The organism is uncultured Tenacibaculum sp., from assembly GCF_947499065.1.
GTDB lineage: Bacteria > Bacteroidota > Bacteroidia > Flavobacteriales > Flavobacteriaceae > Polaribacter.
This window is the reverse complement of sequence record NZ_CANMMT010000005.1, coordinates 1-26,012: the sequence shown is the minus strand read 5'-3', so window position 1 is coordinate 26,012 and position 26,012 is coordinate 1. Positions and strand designations below refer to the sequence as shown.

Below are 26,012 nucleotides of genomic sequence, written 5' to 3'. Positions count from 1 at the left end.
AACTTTATGTTATTTTTTCTCACATTGTTTCAACACACCCTCAGCCCTTTTCATCATAAACCTTGGGTAAAATTTCTGACTAATTTTTTCTTTCTTAGCAAGTTCAATAGCTCTTTTAACATCTTTACAAAATGGTTCTGTAGACTGTCCAAAGAAACGAGCCGCTCCCATATCAGATTCTGCCTTACTTAAAACAACTCTTGGATTATTAGGTGCTAATTCAAAAGCCTTAGCATATAAACTAGCATTTGCCATAGACTTAGTCATTCCATATTTTTTTCCATCAAAAGCCATGTATCCAACATTTAAAAAGGCTTGAGTAATTAAAATCTCAGGATTGTTTGGAGAAACAGCTTTCGCCATATCTAAAAACTCTTGAGCTTTCGTAAGCTTAGCTATTAACTTAGCTTCTTCTTTTATTTGAAAACTTCCTAAAATTTCAATGGTAGCTGCATAGTATGGAGGCAACCAATTGTCTTTTTCAGCTTTTGCAATTCTTTCAAATAATTGAGAAGCTTCAGCGTTCTTTTTATTTTCCCAAAGATCAAAAGCTTTGGCCATTCCTTTTTCATATTGACTTTGTGCGAACATATTAGTAGCGAAAACCAATATGATTATTGTGATTACTTTTTTCATGTTTAATTATTTTACGTTAATTGATAGTGTTGTGTCTTTGTTTACTTCAAATTTTGCATCCTTGTATTTTGGAGGGCCCATAAACCCTTTGGCATCGTTAGAAATCCCTATAGGTTCTTTTGGAATACCAAAAAAGTTGGTGTCCATTTTTTTATTATCATTTTCATCGTGAAAAGAAGAAACAGCGTAAGTACCAGAAGGAACATCTTTAAATTGTACAGTGGCTTTCTTTTCGTTAATCTTAACAATTTCCCCTTTATAACCATTCTTTAAAAAAGAATCTTTAGAATTGTATAAGGCTACAAATAAGCTTCCTTTATCAGATTTCATTCCTGTGAAATCAATAGTTATCGTGTGATTATTTTGTGCTAGAGTACTTAACATTCCTCCAAAAATTAGCACGGTTAGTAAAATGATTCTTTGCATAGTGTTGGTTTTTAATTGTGTTTTCAAATATCAATAACTTCTTTAATATGAAACAATAAATTATTCTGAGTTGTTAAATTATATTACTGAACTGTTATTAGTTTATCTATTTCCTTAATTACTTTTTTTGTTTCTAATTTTAACGCATCTAAATGATCATTTTCTGAAATAAAAAACGCTTTTGGTTCTTTAGCGTTTTTAAATACAATTTCTGACTGACTCATAGGAATAGACTTATCATTTTCCCCATGTATAATTAGCTTTGGCATATTTTCAATTTCTTTAATCACTTCTTTAGAAGGGTACATTTTACCTAAAGCCATATCAATATAAGAATGTGCTTCTTTTGGAGCATATAACTTAGCTACATCGGCAAATGATGCAAAACCTCCATCCAAAATTAATGCAGCAACCTCATCTTGTTTATCATTGGCTATGTAAGTAGCAATTTGACATCCTAGAGAAGCTCCCATCACTATCAATTTTGTCCCACTTATCTTCTCTTGCATTTTCATTTTTGAATATACTACCCTTACATCTTCTTTAATGTTTATATGAGTTGATTTTCCAGTCGATTTTCCATAACCTCTAAAATCTACAGCATACACTTGGTATCCGTTTTCAAGTAAAGGTTCAATCATATACATATAAGTTGAAATATTACCTCCTGCCCCATGAAAAAACATAATAGTTGCCTTAGGCTTTGCTGTTGATTTAAAGAAAGCTGTATGAATTGTATCAGTATTTACAGGAATAAATTCTTCTGAATATGGTACTGAAACTTCTATCCAATCTTTTTTAGGAAAATAAAATTTATCTTCAAACTGAGCATTGGCAAACTGACAAACAGCTGTAAGAAATATGATGATACTTATTTTTACTTTTTTCATTTTTAGAGTTTTAATTAATTGACTCTTCAAATTTGATGATTATATAGAGGCAATAAAAAAGACTTTGTCTGAATTGTACTTTTTTAATACTGAACTGTAAAACTTATAAATTATTTAATTGATTATCTTTTTTATTATCACTTATTGTCCAGAAAAATCCAACAAAGAAAAAGGTATCAGCATTTGGAGTAATAGCTTGTCTATCAAAAGTTCCATTAACATTAGGCGTATTTTTATAATTATATCCAAAAACATTTTGAGTACCTAAAACATTGTTTACAGAAAAATACAGAATTTTTTGTTGACTCAATAAATATGCCCAGTTTACACTTACCGAATTATAGTTCTTTGTTTTATTATTTAAGAAACCAGGTTCATTAGGGTTCGTATAAGTTCTACCAGAAGCAAAGTTGTAACTAAATCCAACTTGACTTTTCCAATCGGCAATCCAATGTTTAGCAACCACAGAAACATTATGCGAAGAAGCGAAATTAGGAGTTGCCTTGGTAGGATAATTCTTATAATCTCTTTCAGTATCTAAAAATGAGTACGAAACCCAATAGTCGGTATTCTTAATATTTTTATTATCTCTCCAAAACACATCAATCCCCTTAGCATAACCTTCACCCAAGTTAGAATAATTAGATGTAGGCAAGGCAAAATTCGTATCGTACTTCACTAAATCATTATACTTTTTGTAATAACCATCAATTCTAAAAATCTGTTTGTTTTTCACATATTGAAAGTTCGCAATAAAATGAGACGTGTTTTCAGCTTTAAAATTGGTATTAAACTTTAAATAATCATTCTTAGGATTCTGATAGAAACGACCATATGCTAAAGAGAACTGAGAACTTTCACCAGATTTATAGGCTAACGATACTCTTGGAGAAACTGTAAACTCATTAAATAACTCAGAATACTCACCACGAACCCCAATCTTAGAACCTAACTTTTTAGAAAAGAAAATATCAGCTTCAGCATAAGTAGCAACAATATTATTATCAAAACCATAGTTAAAGTTTCCGCTACTAGCTCCTCTAAAATCTTCAGCAAAGTCTGTAATAAAATACTCAGCACCAAAGTTTAATTTAAATCTGTTAGAAAAACGTTTTTGCAAAGCAACTTTCATATGAGCAGAATTTTCTTCATCAATAACTTTATCATCTAAAACATTGATATCAGAATAATCATTAGTAAAACTGAAACCAGTTCTAATTTTCCATCCATTCCCAAAACTGTTTTTATACGAAGAGTTAAAGTATAGATTTCTATTTCTTAAACCAAAACGAAAACCATCAACATAGTTAATATCATCCTGAATCATATCAAAATCAGTATAACTAAAAGCACCATATAATTTTAATATCGACTCATCTTCAAACTTAAACCTATACACAGCTTCTCCACTTAAAGCTTGAACAGGTCTGTTCCATTTATTTCTGTCAGGAAATAAGTTTTGATATGGAGCTAGATTAATATAAGAAGCATTAACACTTAAAGAGTTCTTTCCGAAAATCTGAGTATTTCCAACACCCAAACCTACAGTCATAAAAGACAAATCAGTTTTTTCTTCTAAAGCCTCATCATTCGTATTTAATAATAGTACACTCGACAAAGCTTGACCATATTCAGCAGAGTAACCACCAGTAGAAAAGTTAATACCTTTAAATAAGAAAGGAGAAAAACGACCACGAGTAGGAATGTTTCTTGCTGAAGGAGCATATGGAGTAAACACACGGATACCATCAACAAAAATTTGAGCTTCATTTGCATCACCTCCACGCACAAATAAACGCCCATCTTCTTCATTTGCAGAAGTACCAGGAAGTGTTTGTAAAGCACCTACAAAATCCCCCAAAGCACTAGCTGTGGTTACAATATCCAAAGGTTTTAAAGCAGTAACCTTAGCGTTATCACCAGCTTCAAAAGTTCCCGCATTAATGTTAACAGCATCTAAAGTATTAACGTCTTCTCTTAATTTAACTTTTACATTTTTTAGTTGTGTAACATCTGCAGTTTTAATAAAGGTTTCAAAAGAAATAAAAGAGATGGTTAAAACTTGAGTGCCTTTTTCAGAAGTTCTAAAAGAAAAGTTTCCTTCAGCATCAGTAGAAGTACCATCATACGTACCATCTAAGTATACATTTGCTCCTTCAATTGGAACACCCTTTTCATCTACTACATTTCCAGAAATAGTAGTTTGAGCAAATATGCTGCACTGAATAAATAAAGCTAAAATAAATAATAGTTGTTTCATTGTTTTGTTATTTGATAGGACAAAACTGCGCTCTTTTTAATTTTTAAAGTAAAAAACAATACCCAACTGTATAATTATATTGACGAACTGTTTTTCTTGCACAAAACTAACTCACACTTTATGTTTCAAACTTGACATTTCTTGCTTTCTATTTTCCAAATCTTGCTAAATTTCACAAGCTAAAAAGCCACTAACACTATATAAAATCGTACTTTTACACAGTATAAAAACTTATAATGTCACACGATTTAAGCAATTATAGAAAATCATACGAGAAAAAGGAATTATTAAAAGAACATTGTCCAGAAAACCCAATTGAACTATTTAGAGATTGGTTTTTTGTAGCCGATGAATCAGAAATGGTAGATGAAGCCAATGCTATGACCATTTCATCATTAGGATTGGACGGTTTCCCTAAAAACAGAGTTGTATTATTAAAAAAATATACTTGGGAAGGCTTTGTATTCTATACCAATTACAATTCAGAGAAAGGAAAGGCAATAGTAAAAAACAATAATGTATGCTTATCGTTTTTCTGGGCAGGCTTAGAGCAGCAAATAATTATAAAAGGAAAAGCAGAAAAACTAGCAGAGAACTTATCGGACGGTTATTTTGAATCAAGACCAGATGGTAGTAAATTAGGAGCTTGGGCTTCAAATCAAAGTGAAGTAGTAGCTTCTCGTGAAGAACTAGATAATAAATTAAAAGAAACCGAAGAAAGGTTTAAAGGTAAAGAAATTACACGTCCTCCACATTGGGGAGGATTCATGGTAAAACCTGTTTCTATAGAATTTTGGCAAGGACGCCCCAATAGAATGCACGATCGCATTCGATATACCTTGCAAAAAGATTTTTCTTGGAAACTTGAACGTTTAGCCCCATAGTTTTATATTTACAAAGCTTTTATTAAATTAAATGAAAACACTTTATATCGTTCGTCACGCCAAGTCTTCTTGGAAATATGACAGTGTAGCAGACATTGACAGGCCTCTAAAAGAGCGTGGTATTAATGATGCACATCTATTATCTAAATATCTTGCTAAAGAAATAAATAAACCAGATGTTTTTGTTTCAAGTAGTGCAAACAGGGCTCTTCATACCGCAGTAATCTTTTGCGAAAACTTCGGCTACCCACTTTCAAACTTGCAAATTAAACGACAATTGTATAGTTTTAGTGATGGTTATTTAGTAAAAACCGTTAAAGCACTAGACGATAGTTTTAATAGTGCTATAATATTTAGTCATGACCATGGTATTAACAGTTTTGTTAATAAATTTGGTGACAAACCAATAGCGCATGTAGCAACCTGTGGAGTTATTGGTATTCAATTTAATGAAAAACATTGGAAAAACATTAAGAAAGGTGTTACTACCTTAGTTGAGTTTCCAAAGAATCATAGATAAAATTATATATTTTGAAAATAAAAAAATATGGCGCTATAGATATAGGATCTAATGCAGTAAGACTCTTAGTTGCCAATGTTATAGAACAAAAAAATAAAGAACCCTTATTTAAAAAATCTTCTTTAGTTCGTGTTCCTATTCGTTTAGGAGCGGATTCTTTTGTTTCTGGAGCTATTTCAGAAGAAAATACCAGTAGAATGATTGATGCCATGGAAGCTTTCAAATTAATTATGAAAGTGCATGGAGTTGAAAGATACAAGGCTTGTGCAACCTCAGCAATGAGAGAAGCTGAAAATGGAGATGAAGTAGCCAAAACCATTTTAGAAAAAACTGAAGTAGAAATTGATATTATTGATGGTAAAAAAGAAGCCGCAATTATATTCTCTACCGATTTAAATGAATTAATAGAATCTGACGCAACCTATTTATATGTAGATGTTGGAGGTGGTAGTACCGAGTTTACTTTATTTTCTAAAGGAAAGATTATCAATTCAAAATCATTTAAAATTGGTACTGTTCGATTGATTAACAATAAAAAATCTGAAAACAAACTTCTTTTTAAGAAAGTACAACAATGGATTGAGGAAAATACTCAAAACTATAAACGTATTGCCTTAATAGGTTCTGGAGGAAATATTAATAAATTGTTTAAAATGTCTGGTAGAGATGCTGGAAAACCTATTTCATATATTTACTTAAATGCTCAATACCAATTCTTGAAAAAGATGAGTTATAAAGAAAGGATATCTGAATTAAGTTTAAACCCAGATAGAGCCGACGTTATTGTTCCTGCTACTAAAATATACCTTTCAGCAATGAAATGGAGTGGAGCTCGAAAAATTTATGTTCCTAAAATTGGATTGTCAGATGGTATTATAAAAAGCCTATACTTAAATAAATTATAATTTTTGTGACTTTTCAGTTATGGAAGTGTCATAATGTTAGTAGTAAAATAGATTAAAAAATTGATGAAAGATTAGTCGTCTTTGTTTTCACATCGATTAACAAAATAATTCTAAAACTACTTTACTTCTAACAAAGTAAATCAAAAGAAAAACCGAGCGTAAGCTCGGTTTTTTATTTAATAAATTCAACATTTTATTTTTTTACTAAAGCTAAACAAACATATAAATCAGGTTTATTTGCTGTATACTGTTTTAACCAAATAGTCAATTCTTCAATCTCGTAAGGTAACAGTCTATTAAGTGCTTTTTCAAGTTCTCTACAAAATAAATCAGTATTAAAACTTACTTTCTTTAATACTGTTTTTGTGTATTCGTACATTGCTCTTGCCATAATAAGGGGATAAAATAGTTGTTTATAACAGAACGTAATTTACAATATTTTATTCCTTCTTGTATGTTAAAATTTACAAAAAAAAGCGAGACTTATTAAAATCTCGCTTTTCAAATACTTTGATTAACTATAAAATTATAAGCTATTTACCTTGTCTAATAAAGCGTTTGCTTTAGTTTCTAACTCAGCACTAATACCTTTAAAATGAGCTTTTTTATTCTCTACATTTTTAGCATTAACTTTAGCTATTAAATCATCATACACCTCAAAAATTTCATTTCTAATAGCTTCAGACTTTTCTAAATCTACATTTGAATTTAACTGAGCTGCTAAATTAGTGATATCAAGAATATCTCCTAATGTATAATCTATATCCTTTTTTAAATTTTTTATGCTTGCCATAATTATTATTTTGCTGCAAAATTAGTTGATTTTATCTAATTCAGCTTGAAATTTTTCAAAAAACTGTCCTACATCATATCCATCAATCAATGCATGATTTACATTTACTGCAATTGGCATTAACATTTTACCATGTTCTTTTTTAATTTTTCCAAAAGCTAACTGCGGAACACTATCATTTTTATTTCCTGAAAAAGGTTCTTTATGGCTCGAAAAACTTACCCAAGGCAACGCTGAACAATGAATACATCCTGGTGAGTATTTTGGCGGAAATAAATTATTTGAATTCATAATTCTTTCTTTCTCTTCTAAAAAATTACGATTAAATTCCTCTATATTTTCTGAAAATTCTATATAAGAAAAACCAAAAGTATTATCTGGTCTTGCAATAGTTGCTGAGGCATTTATAACATCATAAATAGCCACTCTTCCTTCTTCTTCTATTCTATATTTAAAACTTTCAACTGCATTTAAAGCAATTAAGCAAGCATGTAAATACTTTACAAAAAAAGACTGTCCTTTTTCTTTAGCTAATTGATAAGCTTTAGAAACTTCTACATCTGCTACAAGTCCAAAAGTTGGGTCAGCTAAAGTTCTAAAATGTTCAAAGTGTTGTTTTCTTTTCCAGTTCTCTATATCTAAATACTTCATTCTACAAATACGTTAAAACATCAGAAATTTTCGACACTGTTTTATACTTATCTGATTTTTGCTCTTCAGATACTTCTTCATGTGCCCAAGTAGTATGGAATGGAATATGAATTGCAGAAGCTCCTATTTCAATCAACGGTAAAATATCTGATTTCAAAGAATTTCCTATCATTAAAAACTCTGACGGATTAATATCTAATCTCTTTGTCAACTTTTGATAGTCTAATTTTTTCTTTTCACTCATTACTTCAGTGTGATGAAAATATTTTAGAATTCCAGATTTTTCTAGTTTTCTTTCTTGATCTAACAAATCACCTTTAGTAGCTACAATCAATTTATAGTTTCCATGTAACTGCTGTAAAACTTCCTCTACTCCATCTAATAACTCTATAGGCTTTTCTAACATATCTTTACCTATGTCAAGTATTTGAGTAATTTTTTGCTGACTTATTTTATGATTTGACAATTCCAAAGCACATTCAACCATAGATAACATAAAGCCTTTAACTCCGTAACCGTAAATTCTTAAATTATCTATTTCTTTCTTAAATAATTCTTGGTGAATTTTATTTTCAGTCTCAAAGTCCGATAGAATTTTTGCAAATTCATTTTCCGCTTCACGAAAATAAGTTTCATTTACCCAAAGGGTATCGTCTGCATCAAATGCAATTACTTTAATATTATTCATTTCCTATTAGCTTTATGGCTTGTTCTAAATCTTCTGGGGTGTCTATTCCAATACTTTCAACAGAGGTTTCTATCATTTTAATCTTCTTCCCTACTTCCAAATATCGTATACATTCTATTTTCTCTGCTGCTTCTATTGGAGTCATTGGTGTATGATAAAAATCAATCAATGCTTTTTTTCTAAATGCATAGACTCCTTTATGTTTAAAATAAGTTACTTCTAACTCTTTATCTCTGTGATATGGGATAACACTTCTTGAAAAATAAATTGCAAAATTATTGACATCTGTAATCACCTTTACATTGTTTGGGTTTTGAACAGCTTCCATATCGGTCATTGCAACTTTTAACGATGCTAAATCTATTTCCTCATTAGTATCTTCTTCAAAAGCTTGAATTAACTTAGACAGTGAGATTGTATCAATAAAAGGTTCATCTCCTTGGACATTTACTACTATATCTACATCTAAGTTTTCTACAGCTTCTGCAATTCTATCAGAACCACATTCGTGCTCTTTTAAACTCATTATTGCTTTTCCTCCTGCTTCTTCTATAGTTTTATAAATAACATCAGAATCAGTTACCACATAAACTTCATCAAATAATTTTGCTTCTACTGCTGCTTCATAGGTTCTTACAATTACCGGTTTACCTCCTAAATCTTTCATTAATTTCCCCGGAAAACGAGACGCGCTATAACGAGCAGGTATCATTGCAATAATCTTCATAAATTCTTTTCTATAATATACATCAAAGATACAATTTTATGCTTCTTAAAAAGAATTAAAAAAACATGCTCTAATAAAACTTTAACACTAATATTTTTAGATTTTCTTTGTTTTCAGAAAACTTTTACTACATTTGGTACTCTTATGAAGTTATTTACTTATACATATACGATCATTTTAAACGCAATCGGCATGATTACGTATAATAACTGTATGCGTAAACAATATGTATATATTAAAAAAAGCACTTCTCAAAACAGATATAATAAACGATTTTAAAAATCGATAAATCATATAAACTACAAAAGGTGCTTTTTTACAAAAAGCACCTTTTTTTATTTAGTAACATTTTAAATTTTAACCATTATGAACACAGTAAAAAACACAAAACGAATTGGCATGTATTATTCAACAATTAACTCAACGCAAAATCATTTTTTCAGAGAACCTAAGTTTCCACCCTTAAACCCATAATACAATGCACACACATATAGCACCTCAAAAAAACGCTTCACAATTTGTTGTTAGCAAAAAACAAGTTGGTAAAAACAAAACATTAAAGACTTCTATTTTATATAATAAAATTGAGTCGAGCTTACACTCTTCCCTTAGTTTTTATAAAAACACTTCTCGTTTAAATTTTAAAAGCATTGAATTCGACATTCTTAAAAATGCTTATTTACATGATAAACTTATCATAAAAAATAATGTCAAAAAATTGAGTGATACTGAAATTGTTTTAAACATAACCGTATCAAAGAAAGAAGAAAAACAACAAAATATTATATGTAAAGCTGTATTTGGTTACAGTCTTTTAAAAGCTTCTTAACTCGTTAAGTTGATTTAGTTTGTTTGCAGACTCTTGGTTTTACCTTGAGTCTGTTTTTTTTTACTTTATATAAACTTCTAAAAGCTTTACATTATCAGTTACAATGTTCATTTTCTTTAAACAGGCTGGCATTAAAATAGTCTCTCCCATTTCTAATGTTTCTTGTTTATCATTGTACACAAATGTAGCTGAACCTTCCACACACATATAAATTACAAAACTATCTTTATCGAAATGATCTACCGGTAAATCTTTTGTTAAGTGTAAAAAGTTTGTGGTAAAATACTTACAATCTACAATATTAGATGGTGCATTTTTTTTCTTAATATACTCAGCCTTATAATTGGATTTTGCCGAATAATCAATTGCATCAACTGCTAAATCTAAATGTAATTCTCTTTTATTTCCTTCAGCATCTCTTCTATTCCAATCAGAAATTCTATAAGTTATATCAGAAGTTTCTTGAATTTCTGCTAATAAAACACCTTTTCCTATTGCATGTATTCTTCCTGCTGGTACTAAAAAAGTATCTCCCTTTTTTACATAATCAACATTCAGTAACTCTAATTCATTTTCAGATTCAATAGTTTGAAGAAAAGATTCTTTATTTGTTTCTTCAGAAAATCCTATGATAATTTTAGCTTTTTTATCAGCATTAACTATATACCACATTTCGGTTTTTCCAAGAGAATTATGTCTCTTTTGTGCTAATATATCATTAGGATGCACTTGCAAACTTAATTTCTTCTTAGCATCAATAAATTTAATAAGTAATGGAAATTTATCTTGAAAAATTTGATAAACCTTTTCTCCTACAATGTCTTGTTTGTGGTCTTTTATAAGAGCATTTAAACTTTGCCCTTTTAAATCGCCATTGGTTACTATAGAAACATCTCCTTCAACGTCGGAAATCTCCCAACTTTCTCCAATATTACTCTTATCTGTTTCTTTGTTAAGTATTGTTTGTAGTTTATTTCCTCCCCAGATTTTTTCTTTTAAAATTGGGGTAAATCTTAATAACTGGTTTATCATATATTATTCTCCTCTGTAAGTTACGTAATTTCTAGGGGTTTCATATAACGTTATTTCTAAGTCTAAATTCTTAGGAATACTTACACGTAATTTATTATAAATTACAATTGATATATTTTCTACTGTTGGATTGAGTTCTTTAAAAACCTCTACTTCAATATTTAAGTTCTTATGATCAAAAGCTTCTTCTACTTCAGATTTTATTAACTCTTTTAACTTTCCTAAATCATAAACATAGCCTGTTTCTTTATCTACTTCACCTGTTAAAGAAACTATTAATTCATAATTATGCCCATGATAATTAGGATTACTACATTTTCCAAAAACTTCATAGTTCTTCTCATCTGACCATTTAAGATTAAACAATCTGTGAGCAGCATTAAAATGAGCTTTTCTATGTACAGTTACCCTTGGCATATTATATAAATTTTGATATTTTCTCGTAGGATTCTTTAAATATTATTTTGAACCATTCAGTATAGATTTCTGGTTGCTTTTCTATATCATTTTTAACATCTTCTAGAGGCATCCACTTGTATGCTTCTACCTCTTCTTTATTTATTTTAGGTTCACCTTCGAACTTCCCTACCATTACGTGGTCTAATTCATGCTCTGTTAAACCATTATCAAAAGGTGCTTTATAAATAAACCAAAACACTTCTTCTAGTTCACATACAAACCCCATTTCTTCTTGCAATCTACGCTTCCCAGCTTCAAGTGATGTTTCTCCATCTCTTTGATGAGAACAACAAGTATTTGTCCATAACAATGGTGAATGATATTTTTCTGCAGCTCTTTGCTGAAGCATCAACTCTCCTTTTGAATTAAAAACAAAAACAGAAAACGCTCTATGTAATAACGCCTTTTCATGCGCTTCTATTTTTTCCATCAATCCTATAGGATTGTCTTGCTCATCTACTAATATTACTTGTTCTAAACCCATAATTGGCAGCAAAAATACTTAATTATATTATTAACTTCTTTTTTTTTTATAATATTGTTATTAATAAAAAAATAACAAAAAACAACATGAAAAAAGCAGCAATTTACCTTACATTGTTTATCTCTTTATTTATAACATCGTGTAGTATCAATGATAATACTCCTGATGTAAATATAACAGAAAGTGACTTAATTGGAGACTGGAAAATTACAAATGTTTATACTGAAAACGGTAAAGTTTCACTTAATGCTAATGGTACAACTGTGAGTGGTGATTATTCAGCAACTGGAAAAGATTACAATATTAATATGTCTTTTACAGATTCTCCTAAAAAAGTTTCTACAAGTGGTAGCATTACTATTGTAGCTACAGTTACAATAGCAGGACAAACTCAAACACAAGAGGAATCTAGTGGTGAAATTCCAAACACAACAGGTGAATGGTCTTTAAAAAATAACATTTTAACGGTTAAAGGAACTCAGGAAACTGGAGAATTAACTATTGTTAAGTTTGAGAATAATTCTTTGGTATTAAAGCAAGCTCTTAAAGCTTCTCAATCATTAGGTAGCTTACTAAACATTAAAGTTACTGGAGAACAATACATTTCACTAAAAAAACAATAGTTAACAAAAACATATTTAATTCTAAAACTACCTAAAAAAAAGGTAGTTTTTTATTTTTTTACATATTGCATTTCTATCTAAAAAACTATCTTTGCCCCTTAAAATTTATAAATGGGTTTTTTAGAAGAAATACAGAAAAGAAGAACATTTGGAATTATATCACATCCAGATGCTGGTAAGACTACTTTAACAGAAAAATTATTATTATTTGGAGGAGCTATTCAAGAAGCTGGTGCAGTAAAGAATAATAAAATAAAAAAAGGAGCTACTTCCGATTTTATGGAAATTGAGCGTCAACGTGGAATTTCTGTTGCTACTTCTGTATTAGCTTTCATTTATAAGGATAAAAAAATAAATATTCTAGATACTCCTGGGCATAAAGATTTTGCTGAAGATACATTTAGGACTTTAACAGCTGTAGATAGTGTTATTGTTGTAATTGATGTAGCTAAAGGTGTGGAGCCTCAAACAGAGAAATTGGTAGAAGTTTGCCGTATGCGTAAAATACCAATGCTTGTTTTTATTAATAAGTTAGACCGTGAAGGTAAAGACGCTTTTGATTTATTAGATGAAGTTGAGCAAAAGTTAGGCTTAAAAGTTACTCCTATGAGTTTCCCTATTGGAATGGGGTATGATTTTAAAGGAATCTATAATATCTGGGAAAAAAAGTTAAATCTTTTTTCTGGTGAAAATAAAACTACTATCTCTGAAGGGGTTCAATTTGACGATCTTTCAAATCCTGAACTAGACAAGATTATTGGAGAATCTGCTGCTCAAACTTTACGTGATGAAACTGAATTAGTATATGAGGTATATCCTGAGTTTGATCAACAAGAATATTTAAATGGTGATTTACAACCTGTATTCTTTGGTTCTGCTTTAAATAACTTTGGAGTTAAAGAATTATTAGATGCTTTTATCGAAATAGCTCCACAACCACAGCCTAAAAACGCTGAAGAGCGTTTAGTAGATTCAAAAGAGGAAAAACTAACTGGATTTGTATTTAAAATCCATGCTAATATGGATCCTAAACACCGTGATAGATTAGCATTTATTAAAATCGTGTCTGGTACTTTTAAAAGAAATGCTCCTTACCTCCACGTTCGTAATAACAAAAAAGTAAAGTTTTCAAGTCCAAATGCATTTTTTGCTGAAAAAAAACAAATCGTAGATGAGTCATTCCCTGGTGATATTGTTGGTTTACACGATACTGGAAACTTCAAAATTGGTGATACTTTAACAGAAGGAGAAAAATTGAATTTTAAAGGAATCCCTAGTTTTTCACCTGAACACTTCCGTTATGTAAATAATGCTGACCCAATGAAATCTAAACAGTTGTATAAAGGTTTAGATCAATTAATGGATGAAGGAGTTGCACAATTATTTACTTTAGAGATGAATGGTCGTAGGATTGTTGGTACTGTAGGTGCTCTTCAATATGAAGTAATTCAATATCGTTTAGAACACGAATATGGAGCTAAATGTACTTATGAAAACATTGCAGTTCATAAAGCTTGTTGGGTACAACCTGAAGACCCTAAAAGTGAAGAGTTTTTAGAGTTTAAACGTGTAAAACAACGTTATTTAGCAAAAGACAAACAAGGTAAATTAGTCTTTTTAGCTGATTCTGCTTTTACCATTCAAATGACACAAAGCAAATACCCTAGTGTAAAATTACATTTCACAAGTGAATTTGAATAAACATTACATAGTAACTCTGTATCTAATTCTTTTTTCTGTCTTCTCTAAAGCTCAGGAAAATTTATCTAATTTAAAAGGTACTGAATTACATAATAAAGTTCGTTTGAATTTTATTCCTGTTGAAATACCATCCAATCAATTCCCTAGTTTAAAATCAACTATGGGATTAGCTGGTTTACATTACCAAGTCCCTTTAAACGATTGGTTATACGGTGGAGCCGCATTTCACTTTGCTGTTACAGGAGATCAAGGAGGATTATTTACCCTTGGGGCTGAATTAGGAATTAATAAAAAAATATATAATAATCTATACTTTGATGCTAACTTCCATTTTGGTGGCGGTGGCGGATATCGCTATTTAGTTAATGATGGTGGTTTCATTAATCCTAATATAGGATTGCAATACAAAAAGAATGATTACTCTTTTGGTATCCAATATAGTCATATTAACTTTTACTCTGGTGAAATAAAAAGTAATTCTGTTTCTTTCTTTATTGAAATACCGAGTATTTTACGTTTTACTGATTATAAAAAAGCACATCAAAACTTTGTAGCTAACAATATCGACCCTGATAGCTTTTGGAGTAAACCAACTGTTAAAAATGCTCAGCAAGTTCGCTTTGATTTTTTCAGGCCATTTGGAAACTCTAAAAAAGATAATGGTGATCCTTTAACAGAAACATTATATGTTATTGGATTTGAATATCAAAAATATTTAAACGATAACACTTTTCTATTTGCTCACACCGATGCTATTTATAAGGGGCTACGAGCTGGTTTTATGGATTTATTTTTTGGAGCAGGATATCATCCTTACCAATCTAAATACATTAATATATTTGGTAAACTGGGAATTGGTGCAGCTGGAGGTCGTGTAGCTCCCGAAGGAGGTTTAATGATTTATCCTTCTGCTGGTATTGACTTAAAATTATCTAACAAACTAGCCTTAAGTGGACATGGAGGATATTATAGAGCTATTGATGGTGATTTGGAAGCATACACTGTTGGTTTTGGTTTAAAATATTTTGGTTTAAATGGAGGTACTAAAACGGATAAATACGAGAATAATAGTTATTATGCACAAGGAATAAGAATTGGAATTGAAAATCAAACGTATTTTGATGTTGCCAAAACTGATGATACTTTTGGTGCTAAAAGTATTGATTTGCAATCGATAGCTATAAAAGTAAGTTACGACCTTAATAAATGGTTATACATTGCTGGAGAAGCTAGCTTTGCTTATGAAGGGCGTTCAGGTGGTTATGCACACGGATTAGTTGGCGGAGGAATATATTCACCTCGCTTTATAAATAATAAATTTCGTGGTTTTATCGAGTTTATGGCTGGTGCTGGAGGTGGTGCTGGTGTAGATACTGACGAAGGGATTATTATTCGTCCTACTGCTGGATTAACTTATGATGTAACTAACAGGGCTTCTATTTTAATTTCTGGTGGACGTTACTATTCTCCATTTGGAAATGTAAACTCAAACAATATTAACATAGGTTTAAATTTTAACCTTTCAACTTTATCATTAAAAAACTAATTTTGTTTTTTTTAGGAAAAAACATTATTCAATATAAATAAGATAATTAAATAAAAATGGATAACGGAATTTACGCAAAGTTCACAACACCTAAAGGTGATATTTTAGTGAATTTAGAATATGAAAAAACACCTGGAACTGTTGGTAACTTTGTTGCTTTAGCAGAAGGTAACTTAGAAAACTCAGCTAAACCTCAAGGTACTCCTTATTATAACGGATTAAAATTTCACCGTGTTATCGCTGATTTTATGATTCAAGGTGGTTGCCCTCAAGGTACAGGAACTGGAAACCCTGGTTATAAATTTGACGATGAAATTCATGCTGATTTAAAACATGATGCCCCTGGAAAATTATCTATGGCAAATGCTGGACCAGGAACAAATGGTTCTCAATTTTTCATTACTCATACAGCTACTCCTTGGTTAGATGGTAAGCATACTGTTTTTGGAAGCGTAGTTGAAGGACAAGACGTTGTAGATGCTGTTGAACAAGGTGATAGTATGGATGTTGAAATTATTCGTGTAGGTGAAACTGCTGAAAATTTTAACGCTGTTGAAGCTTTTAGAACTTTTGAAGGTGCTCGTGAAAAACGTGAAGCAGAAGCTTTAGCTAAACAAAAAGAATTATTAGATTCTGTTGCTGCTGGTTATGACGAAACTCCTTCTGGATTACGTTATAAAATCTTACAAAATGGTGAAGGTAAACAAGCTACTAAAGGAGCTATGGTTTCTGTACACTATAAAGGTCAATTATTAGACGGAACTGTATTTGATTCTTCATACAAACGTAAACAACCAATCGACTTTGCTATTGGTGTAGGACAAGTTATTGCTGGTTGGGATGAAGGAATTCAATTATTAAAAGTTGGTGATAAAGCTCGTTTAGTTATTCCTTCTAACTTAGCGTATGGTGAAGCTGGTGCAGGTGGAGTAATTCCTCCTAATGCAACATTAATTTTTGATGTTGAATTAATGAATGTTAAATAAATAGCTTTCAATAAAACATAATTCAAAAACTCTCTACTTAAGTAGGGAGTTTTTTTATTTACCATAAATTAACTTTCTTAACCTTTAATCAAACATTAATTAAAGCATATATTATATTCTCTTAAACAAAACAATAAAAAGCTTTTTCATCTTTACAGTACAAGACAACTAAGACAATTTAAAATGAAAAAGGCTGTACTAATTCCCCTATTCTATCTATTTAATATACTATACATATATAGTCAAGTTAATGTATGTGAAACTCTAAAAGAAAATGATATTGACCCAAATGCAATATCCGTTAAAAAGTGTGAAATTGAAGAAAAAGAAGATTATTCTAAAAAAATAACACGAACAAGAATAATAAGAAAAAGGCCTCTCAGGAGAATTGCTAATAAAGAACAATTAAGTCAACTAAAAATTGAAGGAAACAATATTAATTTAGAACTGCAAAGTAATAAAACTGTTTTAAATCTACCTAATGCTACAAAAGAGGTTCTTTTTAATCTTGTAGAAGAAATTCCAATGTTTAATTCTTGTCAAAATGAGACAAAAGAGGAGAATATTAAATGTTTTAAGAAACAAATAAACACTCATTTTTCAAAAAACTTTTCTACTTATGACTTTATCGATGAATCAATTAACGATAAAATTTTTATTCAATTTAGTATTGATATTTATGGTAAGGTTATAAATCCGAAAATAAAAAGTAAAAAACATAACAAACTACTTAACAAAGAGTTACTAAGAATACTTGATAAACTTCCAAACTTTACTCCAGGAAAAATGCAAGGACTTCCAGTTATAGTTACTTATTCATTTCCACTTAACTTAACGTTAAATTAATATACCAAACATACAATATATCATATCGTTATATTATTTTCACATTCCCAAAAATAACCCTTTAAAAAACTAACTATGAGATTTCCCCTTTCAATAGTTATAGCTTTATTTATCTCTACAATTGCTATAGCTCAGGAAAAATGCGAGACACCAAATGAAACTGTAAATGACCCTAACAGTATTAGTGTAACCAAATGTTCTATTGATGATGTAAAGAAAGCTCTAGAGGATTCTGATAATAAAAAATTATCTACACGAAAAAGACATAGAAAAATAAGACAATCTAATGTTTCTTTAAACGCTTCAAAAGAAGTAAAAAACGTAAAAAACAACACATTAGAGCTACAAAAATTAAATATTAAAAATGATATTGTTTCTTCTCTAAAGAAAATACCTTTTCATTTGGTTGAACAAATCCCATTATTTAAAAAGTGTAAAAACACTCCACTTTTAGGACAAACTAAATGCTTTGAAAAACAAATGTTGAAACACGTTGTAAATAACTTCAACTACCCTAAAGAAGCTATGAATCAAGGAATTGAAGGAAAAGTAATGGTTCAATTTACTATTGATACAGATGGTAACGTAATTGATATCAAAAAAAGAGGACCTAAAGGAGGAGAGCTTTTAGAAACCGAAGCTACTAGACTAATAGCTAAACTTCCAAAATTTATCCCTGGTAAGCATAATGGTAATAATGTTAATGTAAAATATGCATTACCAATTATCTTTAAATCTCCTAAAAAGGGATAAAAATCCTCAAAAATAAAATAAACACCTAAAAAACAACAAATTAACTTATTTAAAAAAAAGTTTAAATAAGTTTGCTTGTGTGTGATTTTTTCATACATTTACAACCTAATAATACGTTAACCTCCTTGTTAACCCCTTAAATAGAGTACTATTATGAAGAAATTCCCTTTACTAGTGGCAGCTATGCTAGTTTCTACAATGGCTGTTTCTCAACAAGAAAAATGTGATACTCCTGATGATTCGATAGCAGACCCAAACAGTATAACTAAGTGTGCTATTGAAGATACCAAAGATGGAAATAAAAAGCAATTATCGATTAGTGTTTCTACAAGAAGACGTGTTGTTCGTAAGAACAAAGAAGCTGTTTCTGCTGTAGGATCTATGAACTCTTCTCAAAAAGTTGCAGATATAAAAAAGAATTCCTTATTAATAGGAAAGCTTGAATTAGATGATAATTCTTCTACTATTGAAAGAATACCTTTCAATTTAGTTGAGGAAATTCCTTTATTCACAAAATGTAATAATGTACCATTAATCAAACAAGCTAAATGTTTTGAAACACAAATGGCTAAACACATTATGAAAAATTTTAAATATCCTCAGGATGCATTTAAAAAAGGAATTCAAGGAAGGGTTTTAGTTCAATTTACAATTAATGAGTTAGGTAGTGTTGAATCTATTCAAATGAGAGGACCTAAAGGAGGAGTATCTTTAGAAGAAGAGGCTAGTAGAATTATTAGTAAATTACCAAAGTTTATTCCTGGAAAGCACAATGGAAAAGCTGTAAAAGTTAAGTATGGGGTACCTATTACCTTTAGAGGTCCAAAAACTGCAGAAGGAACTAACACAGCAATAGCTAAGAAAGTAGTTAAAAAAGCTCCAGTAAAAAGAGCTAATATAACTAAAGAGGCATTAATTACTGACTTTATCAAGTTTTCTCAAGTACAAAGTATACCTCAATTTAAGGCTTGTTTAAAAGTATCTGAAATGCAAAGAATAAACTGCTTTAATGAGAGAATGGTTAGTCATATCCAAAGAAACTTTAACTATCCAGCTGGTGCAGCTGCTAGAAATATAGAAGGAAAAGTATGGGTTCGTTTTATTATAGGTAAAGATGGAAAAGTAAGCAATATAAGAATGAAAGGACCTGAAAATGGATATTTACTAGAGCAAGAAGCTAAAAGAATGGTTTCAAAACTGCCTAAGTTTATTCCAGGAAAGCATAATAACAAGGAAGCAAATGTTGAATATTATATACCTATCAATTTCACATTGAACTAATAATATTTAAATATTAAATTATTTGAAAAAGGAGAAAACTACATAGTTTTCTCCTTTTTCAATTTTCACCTTTTCTAAAATAAAATCTAGTTGTATCAGTTTTAAGTTATCCATAGAAAACAAGCTTAATTTTGATAATGAATATCATTTTAGGAAATATTAAAATTTACAGTAATTTGCAATTTGCCTAAGAAGGGAGATTTACCTTCTACTATAGATATTAATTAATAAGTTTTTTAAAACAGTAATTACTAAATTAAAAAGGAAAGTAATTCTTTTAAGCTTTAACCTATCAATTTGCAGGATTAATTATAAAATCAAGTAGTATTGTATTTATTAATAACTTTTTTAAAGTGAATTATTACTTGTATTAATAAACATTTGGATTTAGTAGATGTCTATTGTCATCTTAATACACAGAAAAGAAAAAGTAGTTTAAATCAATAGAAAATAAAGCTTGATATGTTTTCAAAAATCAAAATATTTATTTTATTATTGAAATAATAAGTATAACATAAAGAACACTGAATACTTGTTATCATACTATTACTAAAAATATTGACAACAAATTATCATCCTTTATTAATATGTGTATCTCAATAAAAACATTAGAAAATTAATACTACTTGAAGAAAAAAATATAATTTATGGATAATTAATTTTTATAATTCTTAATTATAATGTTCTTTTTATCATCACAATCCCTTTCAGCATCTCTATAACATTTATTATCTTCTGCCCTATCACTTTTAGATTTTTTAAAATTCTTTCTTAAAAAATCTAAGAAATTGTTTCTTTTAGATATTCTCTTTTGAACAGCAATTTTTTCTGCTTCTTGCCTAGCCTTGATTTTTTCAACTCCTTTTACTATATAGAAATATGACCTTCTGTTTTTTTGATGCTCCTTTTCAGTACACTTCCTTTTATTTGCATCATTACAGTCATTTAATAATTGATCTTCTCCATATCCTATAGCACTAACAATTCTATTCTTTTTTATTCCTCTAGATAATATATAATCTCTAGTGGATTTAGCTCTTCTATCAGATAATTTTCTATTATAATCACTTGGTCCTCTACTATCTGTATGCGACTCAATTTTAATAATCACCTCAGGATGATTCGTCATAACAGTTACAATATTTTCTAACTCATATTGCGCATCCTCTCTTATGATTGCTTTATTATAATCGAAGTAAATAGGATTAATTACTATTTGATTTCCAACAATTAAAGGAATTAAATTTAAATCAATTTTAGATGGTTGTTTTTTACCTAGTTGAATCTTTCTTTTGCCAGTAGTTTTATGATCTAATTTATTTGCAATAATGCTATAACTTTTATCGCATAAAACTTCTGTAAACTCGTATTCTCCATTTAAATTCGTTATGGCCTCTTTAATTACTTTTCCTTGAGAATCAAAAAGTTTAACAGTTGCACCATCTACAGGTGTATTATTTACAGTTTCAGTTACTATACCATTAATAGATTGCTTGCAAATTGGTGGATCTGTATATATGAAGAAACTATATATATCATCATCTCCTTTTCCTTGCTTTCTATTAGATGAAAAGAATCCTTTCTTACCTGTTTCATTTATAAAAAACGAAAAATCATCTCTCTTACTATTAAATGGATATCCTAAATTTTTTACTGGTGAAAAAATAGAGTCACTTTTAATTTTCGATTGAAAAATATCTAGTAATCCTAAACCTAAGTGTCCATTTGAAGAAAAATATAAAGTATTGTCTTCTCCAATAAAAGGAAACATTTCTTTGTCTGAAGTATTAATTGTTTCCCCTAAATTAACCGGTTCACCATACTCATCGTCATCTAAAATAGCAACTTTATAAATATCTGTTGCTCCAAAACCTCCAGGCATATTAGATACAAAATATAATGTTCTTTCATCAGGGCTTAACGCTGGATGACCAACTGAATATTCATCTCCATTAAACGGCAATTCTCTTACATTCATCCAAAAACCATTGATAAAATTGGCTTTGTAAATTTTTAAGTTAGAAGTGTTTTTTTTATCTCTTCCTACTTTTTTACCATTAACATTGTTTCTTGTAAAATATATAGTTTTACCATCTTTGGTAAATATAGGTGTAGATTCATGATAATCTGAACTAATAGGTACATCTATTAATCGAGGTCTAACTAATGTTAAGACTGTATCTTTTACATTTTCTTCTAATGTCTGAATTTCTTCTTCAGCACTATAAATATTTAAAAACGGTTGATTATTCCATTTGTAAATTCGTTCTCTCTTCCCTCCTTTTGGCACTGCTGAAGTAAAATATGATTTACCATTTAATAACATTCCTCCAAAGTCAGAAAAAGGAGTATTAATCGCTAAATTTCTAACTCCAATTCTTACATTTTTATTTGACGAATAATCTAATAAGTAATTTTCCTTTTTTAGTTCTTTCTTTCTGTTATTGCTTTGTGATGAAGCTAGTGCTAAAAAAATAGAATCAGACTTTTTATACTTTCCATTACTTCTAAGTACTTGAGCATATTTAAATAAATATCTATCTTCTAAATTTTCTTTATAAATTGAAACTAATTTTTGATACCACTTTTCAGCTTTTTCTGTTTCAACATTATTATAATATGAATCTGCTAAACGACTTATAACGTGTTTAGAGCTATCACCTTTCTTTTCTATTAATGCCTTATATAACTTTGCTGATTGAACATAAGAAAACTCATCATAATAGCGGTCTGCTACTTTTTTGCTTTGTCCAAAGCTAACAATAGCCACCATTAATAATATTGACAATAAAGTATTCTTCAAATTCATAAGATGATATTTTAAAAGAATCTAGGAGACCTATATCTTATTTCTCTTAATAATTCATAACGTAACATTATTTCATGTGTTCCTGAATTAGTTACATTATAATTTGAGGTTGTTAAATCATAAGAATAACCTATTAACATTGAATCAGTTACTTGAAACCCTAAAAGTCCACTTATAGAATCTCCCCATCTCCAACCTAGACCTACTCTAAATTTTTCATTAAATAATAAATTAGCTGATACATCTAATGATAATGGAGCTCCAGACACTCCTTTTAATAAAGCTGCTGGTTTAAACTTCAAATCTTCATTTATATCAAAAACATAACCTGCTATTAAGAAAAAGTGCATTCGTTCTACCGCTACTTCTCCTACTGCAGTATCTGCATCGTAATGTTCTTTTCTTAAGATATTCGGAACAGATAGACCAATATACCATTCTGGTTTATGAAAATAAATACCAGCTCCTATAGTTGGTAAAAATCTATTAACTGGAGGAAAGGTTTCAGCATCTTGTACTTTACCTTTAGTCCAGTCTATATTCAACCATCTACCTCCTAAACGTAAACCAAAGGCTAAATTTCCTAAATCACTTGTTTCTACAGTATAAGATACATTAGCATCTAAATAAATTTCATGTGATGGTCCTATTTTATCATTTACCAAATTTACACCTAGCCCCAAACCTGAATACCCTAAAGGAGTATCATAACTTAGGTTTTGTGTTTCTGGAGCTCCGTCGAAACCAACCCATTGAGTTCTTCCAATAGCTGTGATTACTCCATGGCCCCTTGATCCAGCATAAGCAGGATTTACACTCATAGTATTATACATATATTGCGTATACTGAGGGTCTTGTTGTGCATTTATAATAAATACACAACATATACTAAATACTAAGATTAAGTTTAATTTCATTTAACTTTAACTTTTATACATCAATTTATCTACTGTTAAAATACTAATTTTTATCGATTTATGTAAATCCATCCTTTTCTTATTGGTGATCCGTTACCTAAATTTAATTTATAGAAATAAGTTCCCACTGGCAATTTATCATCTACACTAATAGTTGCTCTTCCATTTGAAATACCTTCAAACCTCTTACTACTATCAATATTTGAATAACCTTTTACTTTGTATACAATATTACCCCAACGATTAAATATCTCGATAGTATTATTTCTATACTCTGGATTATCGATACATTCAATATGCAAATAATTATTTAAATTATCACCATTTGGACTCATTATATAATTTTCATCTTTAATACAGTCGTCATTATAGGCATCTCCAAATCCATCTAATCCATCAACACTATCAGAAATACCATCTCCATCTGAATCAGTACCACTATCTCCTACAGTACCATTTCCTCCACTATTTGGATCTGTTGAATCTGAATCAACATCAGGATCATTAGCATCACCATGACCATTAAATCCATCTGCACTATCAGCTATTCCGTCTCCATCTGAATCATCTAATGGATTATCTACCTGGCCATCACCATCAGTATCTGAATTTCCTCCTTCTACTACATCATTTACACCATCATCATCGCTATCTAAATCTCGATAATCTGGTACTCCATCTCCGTCTGTATCAATAACATCTCCTTCTCCAGAATTCCCTTCTCCAAATCCAGGTGTATCACCATCAATACTATCTGCTATTCCGTCTCCATCAGTATCTGAACCTCCTGTATCATTAGAATCAATAACTCCATCTCCATTTGTATCAGATGAACCATTTCCGTTTTCTATTACATCGTTAATACCATCATTATCACTATCTAAATCCTTATAATCTGGTACTCCATCTCCATCGGTATCTGGCTCTTCATTTGCATCTACAGATCCGTCTGCTTGTCCATCATTATTAGCATCAACAAATCCTGAATCATCAGAATTAATAACTCCATCTCCATTTGTATCTAATGAACCATTACCTCCTTCATCTACATCTAAGATACCATCATTATCACTGTCTAAATCTAAACTATCAATGATTCCGTCTCCATCTGTATCTCCTGTTCCTTCTTCAGTATCTGGAATTCCATCATTATCATCATCTACATCAGTAATATCTGGTATACCATCACCATCGGTATCAATAGCATCTCCAAATCCATCTAATGCATCTTCACTATCCGCAATACCATCTCCATCTGAATCATTACCACTATCTCCTACAGTACCATTTCCTCCACTATTTGGATCTGTTGAATCTGAATCAATATCAGGGTCATTAGCATCACCATGACCATTAAATCCATCTGAATTATCTGGAATACCATCGCCATCTGCATCATCTAATGGATTATCTATCTGACCATCTCCATCAGTATCTGAATTCCCTCCTTCTACTACATCATTTACACCATCATCATCGCTATCTAAATCTCGATAATCTGGTACTCCATCTCCATCGGTGTCAACAACATCTCCTTCTCCAGAATTTCCTTCTCCAAATCCAGATGTATCACCATCAATACTATCTGCTATTCCATCTCCATCAGTATCTGAACCTCCTGTATCATTAGAATCAATAACTCCATCTCCATTCGTATCAGATGAACCATTTCCGTTTTCTATTACATCATTAATTCCATCATTATCACTATCTAAATCTTTATAATCTGGTACTCCATCTCCATCGGTATCTGGCTCTTCATTTGCGTCTACAGATCCATCTGCTTGTCCATCATTATTAGCGTCAACGAACCCTGAATCATCAGAATTAATAACTCCATCTCCATTTGTATCTAATGAACCATTACCACCTTCATCTACATCTAAGATACCATCATTATCACTGTCTAAATCTAAACTATCAATGATTCCGTCTCCATCTGTATCTCCTGTTCCTTCTTCAGTATCTGGAATTCCATCATTATCATCATCTACATCAGTGATATCTGGTATACCATCACCGTCAGTGTCTTGACATAATGATGCATCTAATTGTGCATCTCCATCATAAGTAAAGCTTGATGAAGTTGCTGTACAAGTAGCTGCATTATGTGCAGTAATAGTATAACTCGTTCCAGTTAATCCGCCTGTGATAACTCCACCTGCTCCGACTGTTAAGCCTGCTGGTGTTGAACTATAGGTTAAACTACCATCATAGTTCGTTACTGTATTGCTCGCTGCTGCTGCACAACTCTCAGCTGTTACTGTGATTGCTGGCACATCAAAATTCGAATTTACTGTAAAAGTAACATCCGCTGTTGTTGCTGCACAACTTCCATTAGCTGCCATCGTATAACGTACCGTTAC

The 26,012-nt window shown here is 30.4% G+C and carries 26 protein-coding genes; 11 read left to right on the top strand and 15 right to left on the bottom strand.

Annotated elements, in window-relative coordinates; genetic code table 11:
• Positions 1 to 9: 9 nt before the first annotated feature.
• The 4 genes from Q0958_RS11500 to Q0958_RS11485 all read right to left on the bottom strand — a co-directional run bounded on the left by Q0958_RS11500 (position 10) and on the right by Q0958_RS11485 (position 4,212).
• Positions 10 to 636 carry a hypothetical protein gene (locus Q0958_RS11500; protein WP_299123184.1) on the bottom strand — a complete coding sequence of 209 codons (627 nt, stop codon included), beginning with the start codon at positions 634 to 636 and terminating at the stop codon, positions 10 to 12.
• A gap of 6 nt (positions 637 to 642) precedes the next feature.
• Positions 643 to 1,062, bottom strand: coding sequence for a DUF2141 domain-containing protein (locus tag Q0958_RS11495; protein WP_299123182.1), 420 nt, complete (start codon positions 1,060 to 1,062; stop codon positions 643 to 645).
• Positions 1,063 to 1,145: 83 nt separating this feature from the next.
• Positions 1,146 to 1,952, bottom strand: coding sequence for an alpha/beta fold hydrolase (locus Q0958_RS11490; RefSeq protein WP_299123180.1), 807 nt, complete (start codon positions 1,950 to 1,952; stop codon positions 1,146 to 1,148).
• A 103-nt stretch (positions 1,953 to 2,055) separates the two neighbouring features.
• Positions 2,056 to 4,212, bottom strand: a complete 2,157-nt coding sequence (locus tag Q0958_RS11485) for a TonB-dependent receptor (protein ID WP_299123178.1) — start codon at positions 4,210 to 4,212, stop codon at positions 2,056 to 2,058.
• Between the two features lie 236 nt (positions 4,213 to 4,448).
• Here Q0958_RS11485 and pdxH point away from each other — a divergent pair, with 236 nt between their 5' ends.
• The 3 genes from pdxH to Q0958_RS11470 are packed head-to-tail and all read left to right on the top strand — an operon-like array spanning position 4,449 to position 6,521.
• Positions 4,449 to 5,096, top strand: coding sequence for a pyridoxamine 5'-phosphate oxidase (gene pdxH / locus Q0958_RS11480; RefSeq protein ID WP_299123176.1), 648 nt, complete (start codon positions 4,449 to 4,451; stop codon positions 5,094 to 5,096).
• Between the two features lie 31 nt (positions 5,097 to 5,127).
• Positions 5,128 to 5,616 carry a histidine phosphatase family protein gene (locus Q0958_RS11475; protein WP_299123174.1) on the top strand — a complete coding sequence of 163 codons (489 nt, stop codon included), beginning with the start codon at positions 5,128 to 5,130 and terminating at the stop codon, positions 5,614 to 5,616.
• An 8-nt stretch (positions 5,617 to 5,624) separates the two neighbouring features.
• Entirely contained in the window at positions 5,625 to 6,521 is an 897-nt protein-coding gene (locus Q0958_RS11470) for an ethanolamine ammonia-lyase reactivating factor EutA (RefSeq protein WP_235274186.1), read from the top strand.
• Between the two features lie 193 nt (positions 6,522 to 6,714).
• Here the strand turns inward: Q0958_RS11470 and Q0958_RS11465 are convergent, their stop codons facing one another.
• From Q0958_RS11465 to kdsB, 5 genes are all read right to left on the bottom strand, one after another.
• Positions 6,715 to 6,912, bottom strand: a complete 198-nt coding sequence (locus tag Q0958_RS11465; protein WP_150901263.1) for a hypothetical protein — start codon at positions 6,910 to 6,912, stop codon at positions 6,715 to 6,717.
• 135 nt (positions 6,913 to 7,047) lie between these two features.
• Entirely contained in the window at positions 7,048 to 7,314 is a 267-nt protein-coding gene (locus Q0958_RS11460) for a hypothetical protein (protein WP_150901264.1), read from the bottom strand.
• A gap of 21 nt (positions 7,315 to 7,335) precedes the next feature.
• Positions 7,336 to 7,965: a CatA-like O-acetyltransferase gene (locus tag Q0958_RS11455; RefSeq protein WP_299123169.1), complete on the bottom strand. Its 630-nt coding sequence runs from the start codon at positions 7,963 to 7,965 to the stop codon at positions 7,336 to 7,338.
• A gap of 1 nt (position 7,966) precedes the next feature.
• On the bottom strand, positions 7,967 to 8,653 hold the full coding sequence (locus Q0958_RS11450; RefSeq protein WP_299123167.1) for an HAD family hydrolase: 687 nt from the start codon (positions 8,651 to 8,653) through the stop codon (positions 7,967 to 7,969).
• Complete coding sequence (kdsB, locus tag Q0958_RS11445) at positions 8,646 to 9,380, bottom strand: 3-deoxy-manno-octulosonate cytidylyltransferase (protein WP_299123165.1); 735 nt, start codon at positions 9,378 to 9,380, stop codon at positions 8,646 to 8,648. Before kdsB ends, Q0958_RS11450 begins: the two co-directional genes overlap by 8 nt.
• A gap of 478 nt (positions 9,381 to 9,858) precedes the next feature.
• Between kdsB and Q0958_RS11440 the strand changes: the two genes are divergently transcribed.
• A complete protein-coding gene (locus tag Q0958_RS11440; protein WP_150901268.1) occupies positions 9,859 to 10,209 on the top strand; it encodes a hypothetical protein in 351 nt (116 codons plus the stop codon).
• 60 nt (positions 10,210 to 10,269) lie between these two features.
• Here the strand turns inward: Q0958_RS11440 and Q0958_RS11435 are convergent, their stop codons facing one another.
• The 3 genes from Q0958_RS11435 to idi are packed head-to-tail and all read right to left on the bottom strand — an operon-like array spanning position 10,270 to position 12,184.
• A complete protein-coding gene (locus tag Q0958_RS11435) occupies positions 10,270 to 11,241 on the bottom strand; it encodes a type I phosphomannose isomerase catalytic subunit (protein ID WP_299123162.1) in 972 nt (323 codons plus the stop codon).
• A 3-nt stretch (positions 11,242 to 11,244) separates the two neighbouring features.
• Positions 11,245 to 11,658, bottom strand: coding sequence for a 6-carboxytetrahydropterin synthase (locus Q0958_RS11430; RefSeq protein WP_299123161.1), 414 nt, complete (start codon positions 11,656 to 11,658; stop codon positions 11,245 to 11,247).
• A 1-nt stretch (position 11,659) separates the two neighbouring features.
• Positions 11,660 to 12,184, bottom strand: a complete 525-nt coding sequence (idi, locus tag Q0958_RS11425) for an isopentenyl-diphosphate Delta-isomerase (RefSeq protein WP_299123160.1) — start codon at positions 12,182 to 12,184, stop codon at positions 11,660 to 11,662.
• A gap of 86 nt (positions 12,185 to 12,270) precedes the next feature.
• Here idi and Q0958_RS11420 point away from each other — a divergent pair, with 86 nt between their 5' ends.
• The 7 genes from Q0958_RS11420 (at position 12,271) to Q0958_RS11390 (ending at position 19,920) form a co-directional block, all read left to right on the top strand.
• Positions 12,271 to 12,807 carry a hypothetical protein gene (locus Q0958_RS11420; protein ID WP_299123159.1) on the top strand — a complete coding sequence of 179 codons (537 nt, stop codon included), beginning with the start codon at positions 12,271 to 12,273 and terminating at the stop codon, positions 12,805 to 12,807.
• Between the two features lie 111 nt (positions 12,808 to 12,918).
• Positions 12,919 to 14,508: a peptide chain release factor 3 gene (locus Q0958_RS11415; protein ID WP_299123157.1), complete on the top strand. Its 1,590-nt coding sequence runs from the start codon at positions 12,919 to 12,921 to the stop codon at positions 14,506 to 14,508.
• Positions 14,501 to 16,054 (top strand): hypothetical protein, encoded by a 1,554-nt coding sequence (locus Q0958_RS11410; RefSeq protein WP_299123155.1) that lies wholly within the window; start codon positions 14,501 to 14,503, stop codon positions 16,052 to 16,054. The genes Q0958_RS11415 and Q0958_RS11410 overlap by 8 nt, the downstream gene beginning before the upstream one ends.
• A 56-nt stretch (positions 16,055 to 16,110) precedes the next feature.
• Positions 16,111 to 17,040, top strand: coding sequence for a peptidylprolyl isomerase (locus Q0958_RS11405; protein WP_299123153.1), 930 nt, complete (start codon positions 16,111 to 16,113; stop codon positions 17,038 to 17,040).
• Positions 17,041 to 17,223: 183 nt separating this feature from the next.
• The gene (locus Q0958_RS11400; protein WP_299123151.1) at positions 17,224 to 17,886 is read left to right on the top strand and encodes an energy transducer TonB; all 663 of its coding nucleotides are present in this window, start codon (positions 17,224 to 17,226) and stop codon (positions 17,884 to 17,886) included.
• A gap of 75 nt (positions 17,887 to 17,961) precedes the next feature.
• The gene (locus Q0958_RS11395) at positions 17,962 to 18,639 is read left to right on the top strand and encodes an energy transducer TonB (RefSeq protein WP_299123150.1); all 678 of its coding nucleotides are present in this window, start codon (positions 17,962 to 17,964) and stop codon (positions 18,637 to 18,639) included.
• 153 nt (positions 18,640 to 18,792) lie between these two features.
• The gene (locus Q0958_RS11390; protein ID WP_299123148.1) at positions 18,793 to 19,920 is read left to right on the top strand and encodes an energy transducer TonB; all 1,128 of its coding nucleotides are present in this window, start codon (positions 18,793 to 18,795) and stop codon (positions 19,918 to 19,920) included.
• A 655-nt stretch (positions 19,921 to 20,575) separates the two neighbouring features.
• Here Q0958_RS11390 and Q0958_RS11385 read toward each other — a convergent pair.
• The 3 genes from Q0958_RS11385 to Q0958_RS11375 form a co-directional block, all read right to left on the bottom strand.
• Complete coding sequence (locus tag Q0958_RS11385; RefSeq protein ID WP_299123147.1) at positions 20,576 to 22,729, bottom strand: OmpA family protein; 2,154 nt, start codon at positions 22,727 to 22,729, stop codon at positions 20,576 to 20,578.
• An 11-nt stretch (positions 22,730 to 22,740) separates the two neighbouring features.
• Complete coding sequence (locus tag Q0958_RS11380; RefSeq protein ID WP_299123146.1) at positions 22,741 to 23,646, bottom strand: type IX secretion system membrane protein PorP/SprF; 906 nt, start codon at positions 23,644 to 23,646, stop codon at positions 22,741 to 22,743.
• Positions 23,647 to 23,696: 50 nt separating this feature from the next.
• A partial coding sequence (locus tag Q0958_RS11375; protein ID WP_299123145.1) for a gliding motility-associated C-terminal domain-containing protein occupies positions 23,697 to 26,012 on the bottom strand: 2,316 nt, incomplete at its 5' end.

Bases quoted from the DNA above. Each gene is read 5' to 3' on its own strand.
- Q0958_RS11500 (WP_299123184.1), bottom strand. From the start codon at position 636: ATGAAAAAAGTAATCACAATAATCATATTGGTTTTCGCTACTAATATG.
- Q0958_RS11495 (WP_299123182.1), bottom strand. From the start codon at position 1,062: ATGCAAAGAATCATTTTACTAACCGTGCTAATTTTTGGAGGAATGTTA.
- Q0958_RS11490 (WP_299123180.1), bottom strand. From the start codon at position 1,952: ATGAAAAAAGTAAAAATAAGTATCATCATATTTCTTACAGCTGTTTGT.
- Q0958_RS11485 (WP_299123178.1), bottom strand. From the start codon at position 4,212: ATGAAACAACTATTATTTATTTTAGCTTTATTTATTCAGTGCAGCATA.
- pdxH (WP_299123176.1), top strand. From the start codon at position 4,449: ATGTCACACGATTTAAGCAATTATAGAAAATCATACGAGAAAAAGGAA.
- Q0958_RS11475 (WP_299123174.1), top strand. From the start codon at position 5,128: ATGAAAACACTTTATATCGTTCGTCACGCCAAGTCTTCTTGGAAATAT.
- Q0958_RS11465 (WP_150901263.1), bottom strand. From the start codon at position 6,912: ATGGCAAGAGCAATGTACGAATACACAAAAACAGTATTAAAGAAAGTA.
- Q0958_RS11460 (WP_150901264.1), bottom strand. From the start codon at position 7,314: ATGGCAAGCATAAAAAATTTAAAAAAGGATATAGATTATACATTAGGA.
- Q0958_RS11455 (WP_299123169.1), bottom strand. From the start codon at position 7,965: ATGAAGTATTTAGATATAGAGAACTGGAAAAGAAAACAACACTTTGAA.
- Q0958_RS11450 (WP_299123167.1), bottom strand. From the start codon at position 8,653: ATGAATAATATTAAAGTAATTGCATTTGATGCAGACGATACCCTTTGG.
- kdsB (WP_299123165.1), bottom strand. From the start codon at position 9,380: ATGAAGATTATTGCAATGATACCTGCTCGTTATAGCGCGTCTCGTTTT.
- Q0958_RS11440 (WP_150901268.1), top strand. From the start codon at position 9,859: ATGCACACACATATAGCACCTCAAAAAAACGCTTCACAATTTGTTGTT.
- Q0958_RS11435 (WP_299123162.1), bottom strand. From the start codon at position 11,241: ATGATAAACCAGTTATTAAGATTTACCCCAATTTTAAAAGAAAAAATC.
- Q0958_RS11430 (WP_299123161.1), bottom strand. From the start codon at position 11,658: ATGCCAAGGGTAACTGTACATAGAAAAGCTCATTTTAATGCTGCTCAC.
- idi (WP_299123160.1), bottom strand. From the start codon at position 12,184: ATGGGTTTAGAACAAGTAATATTAGTAGATGAGCAAGACAATCCTATA.
- Q0958_RS11420 (WP_299123159.1), top strand. From the start codon at position 12,271: ATGAAAAAAGCAGCAATTTACCTTACATTGTTTATCTCTTTATTTATA.
- Q0958_RS11415 (WP_299123157.1), top strand. From the start codon at position 12,919: ATGGGTTTTTTAGAAGAAATACAGAAAAGAAGAACATTTGGAATTATA.
- Q0958_RS11405 (WP_299123153.1), top strand. From the start codon at position 16,111: ATGGATAACGGAATTTACGCAAAGTTCACAACACCTAAAGGTGATATT.
- Q0958_RS11400 (WP_299123151.1), top strand. From the start codon at position 17,224: ATGAAAAAGGCTGTACTAATTCCCCTATTCTATCTATTTAATATACTA.
- Q0958_RS11395 (WP_299123150.1), top strand. From the start codon at position 17,962: ATGAGATTTCCCCTTTCAATAGTTATAGCTTTATTTATCTCTACAATT.
- Q0958_RS11390 (WP_299123148.1), top strand. From the start codon at position 18,793: ATGAAGAAATTCCCTTTACTAGTGGCAGCTATGCTAGTTTCTACAATG.
- Q0958_RS11385 (WP_299123147.1), bottom strand. From the start codon at position 22,729: ATGAATTTGAAGAATACTTTATTGTCAATATTATTAATGGTGGCTATT.
- Q0958_RS11380 (WP_299123146.1), bottom strand. From the start codon at position 23,646: ATGAAATTAAACTTAATCTTAGTATTTAGTATATGTTGTGTATTTATT.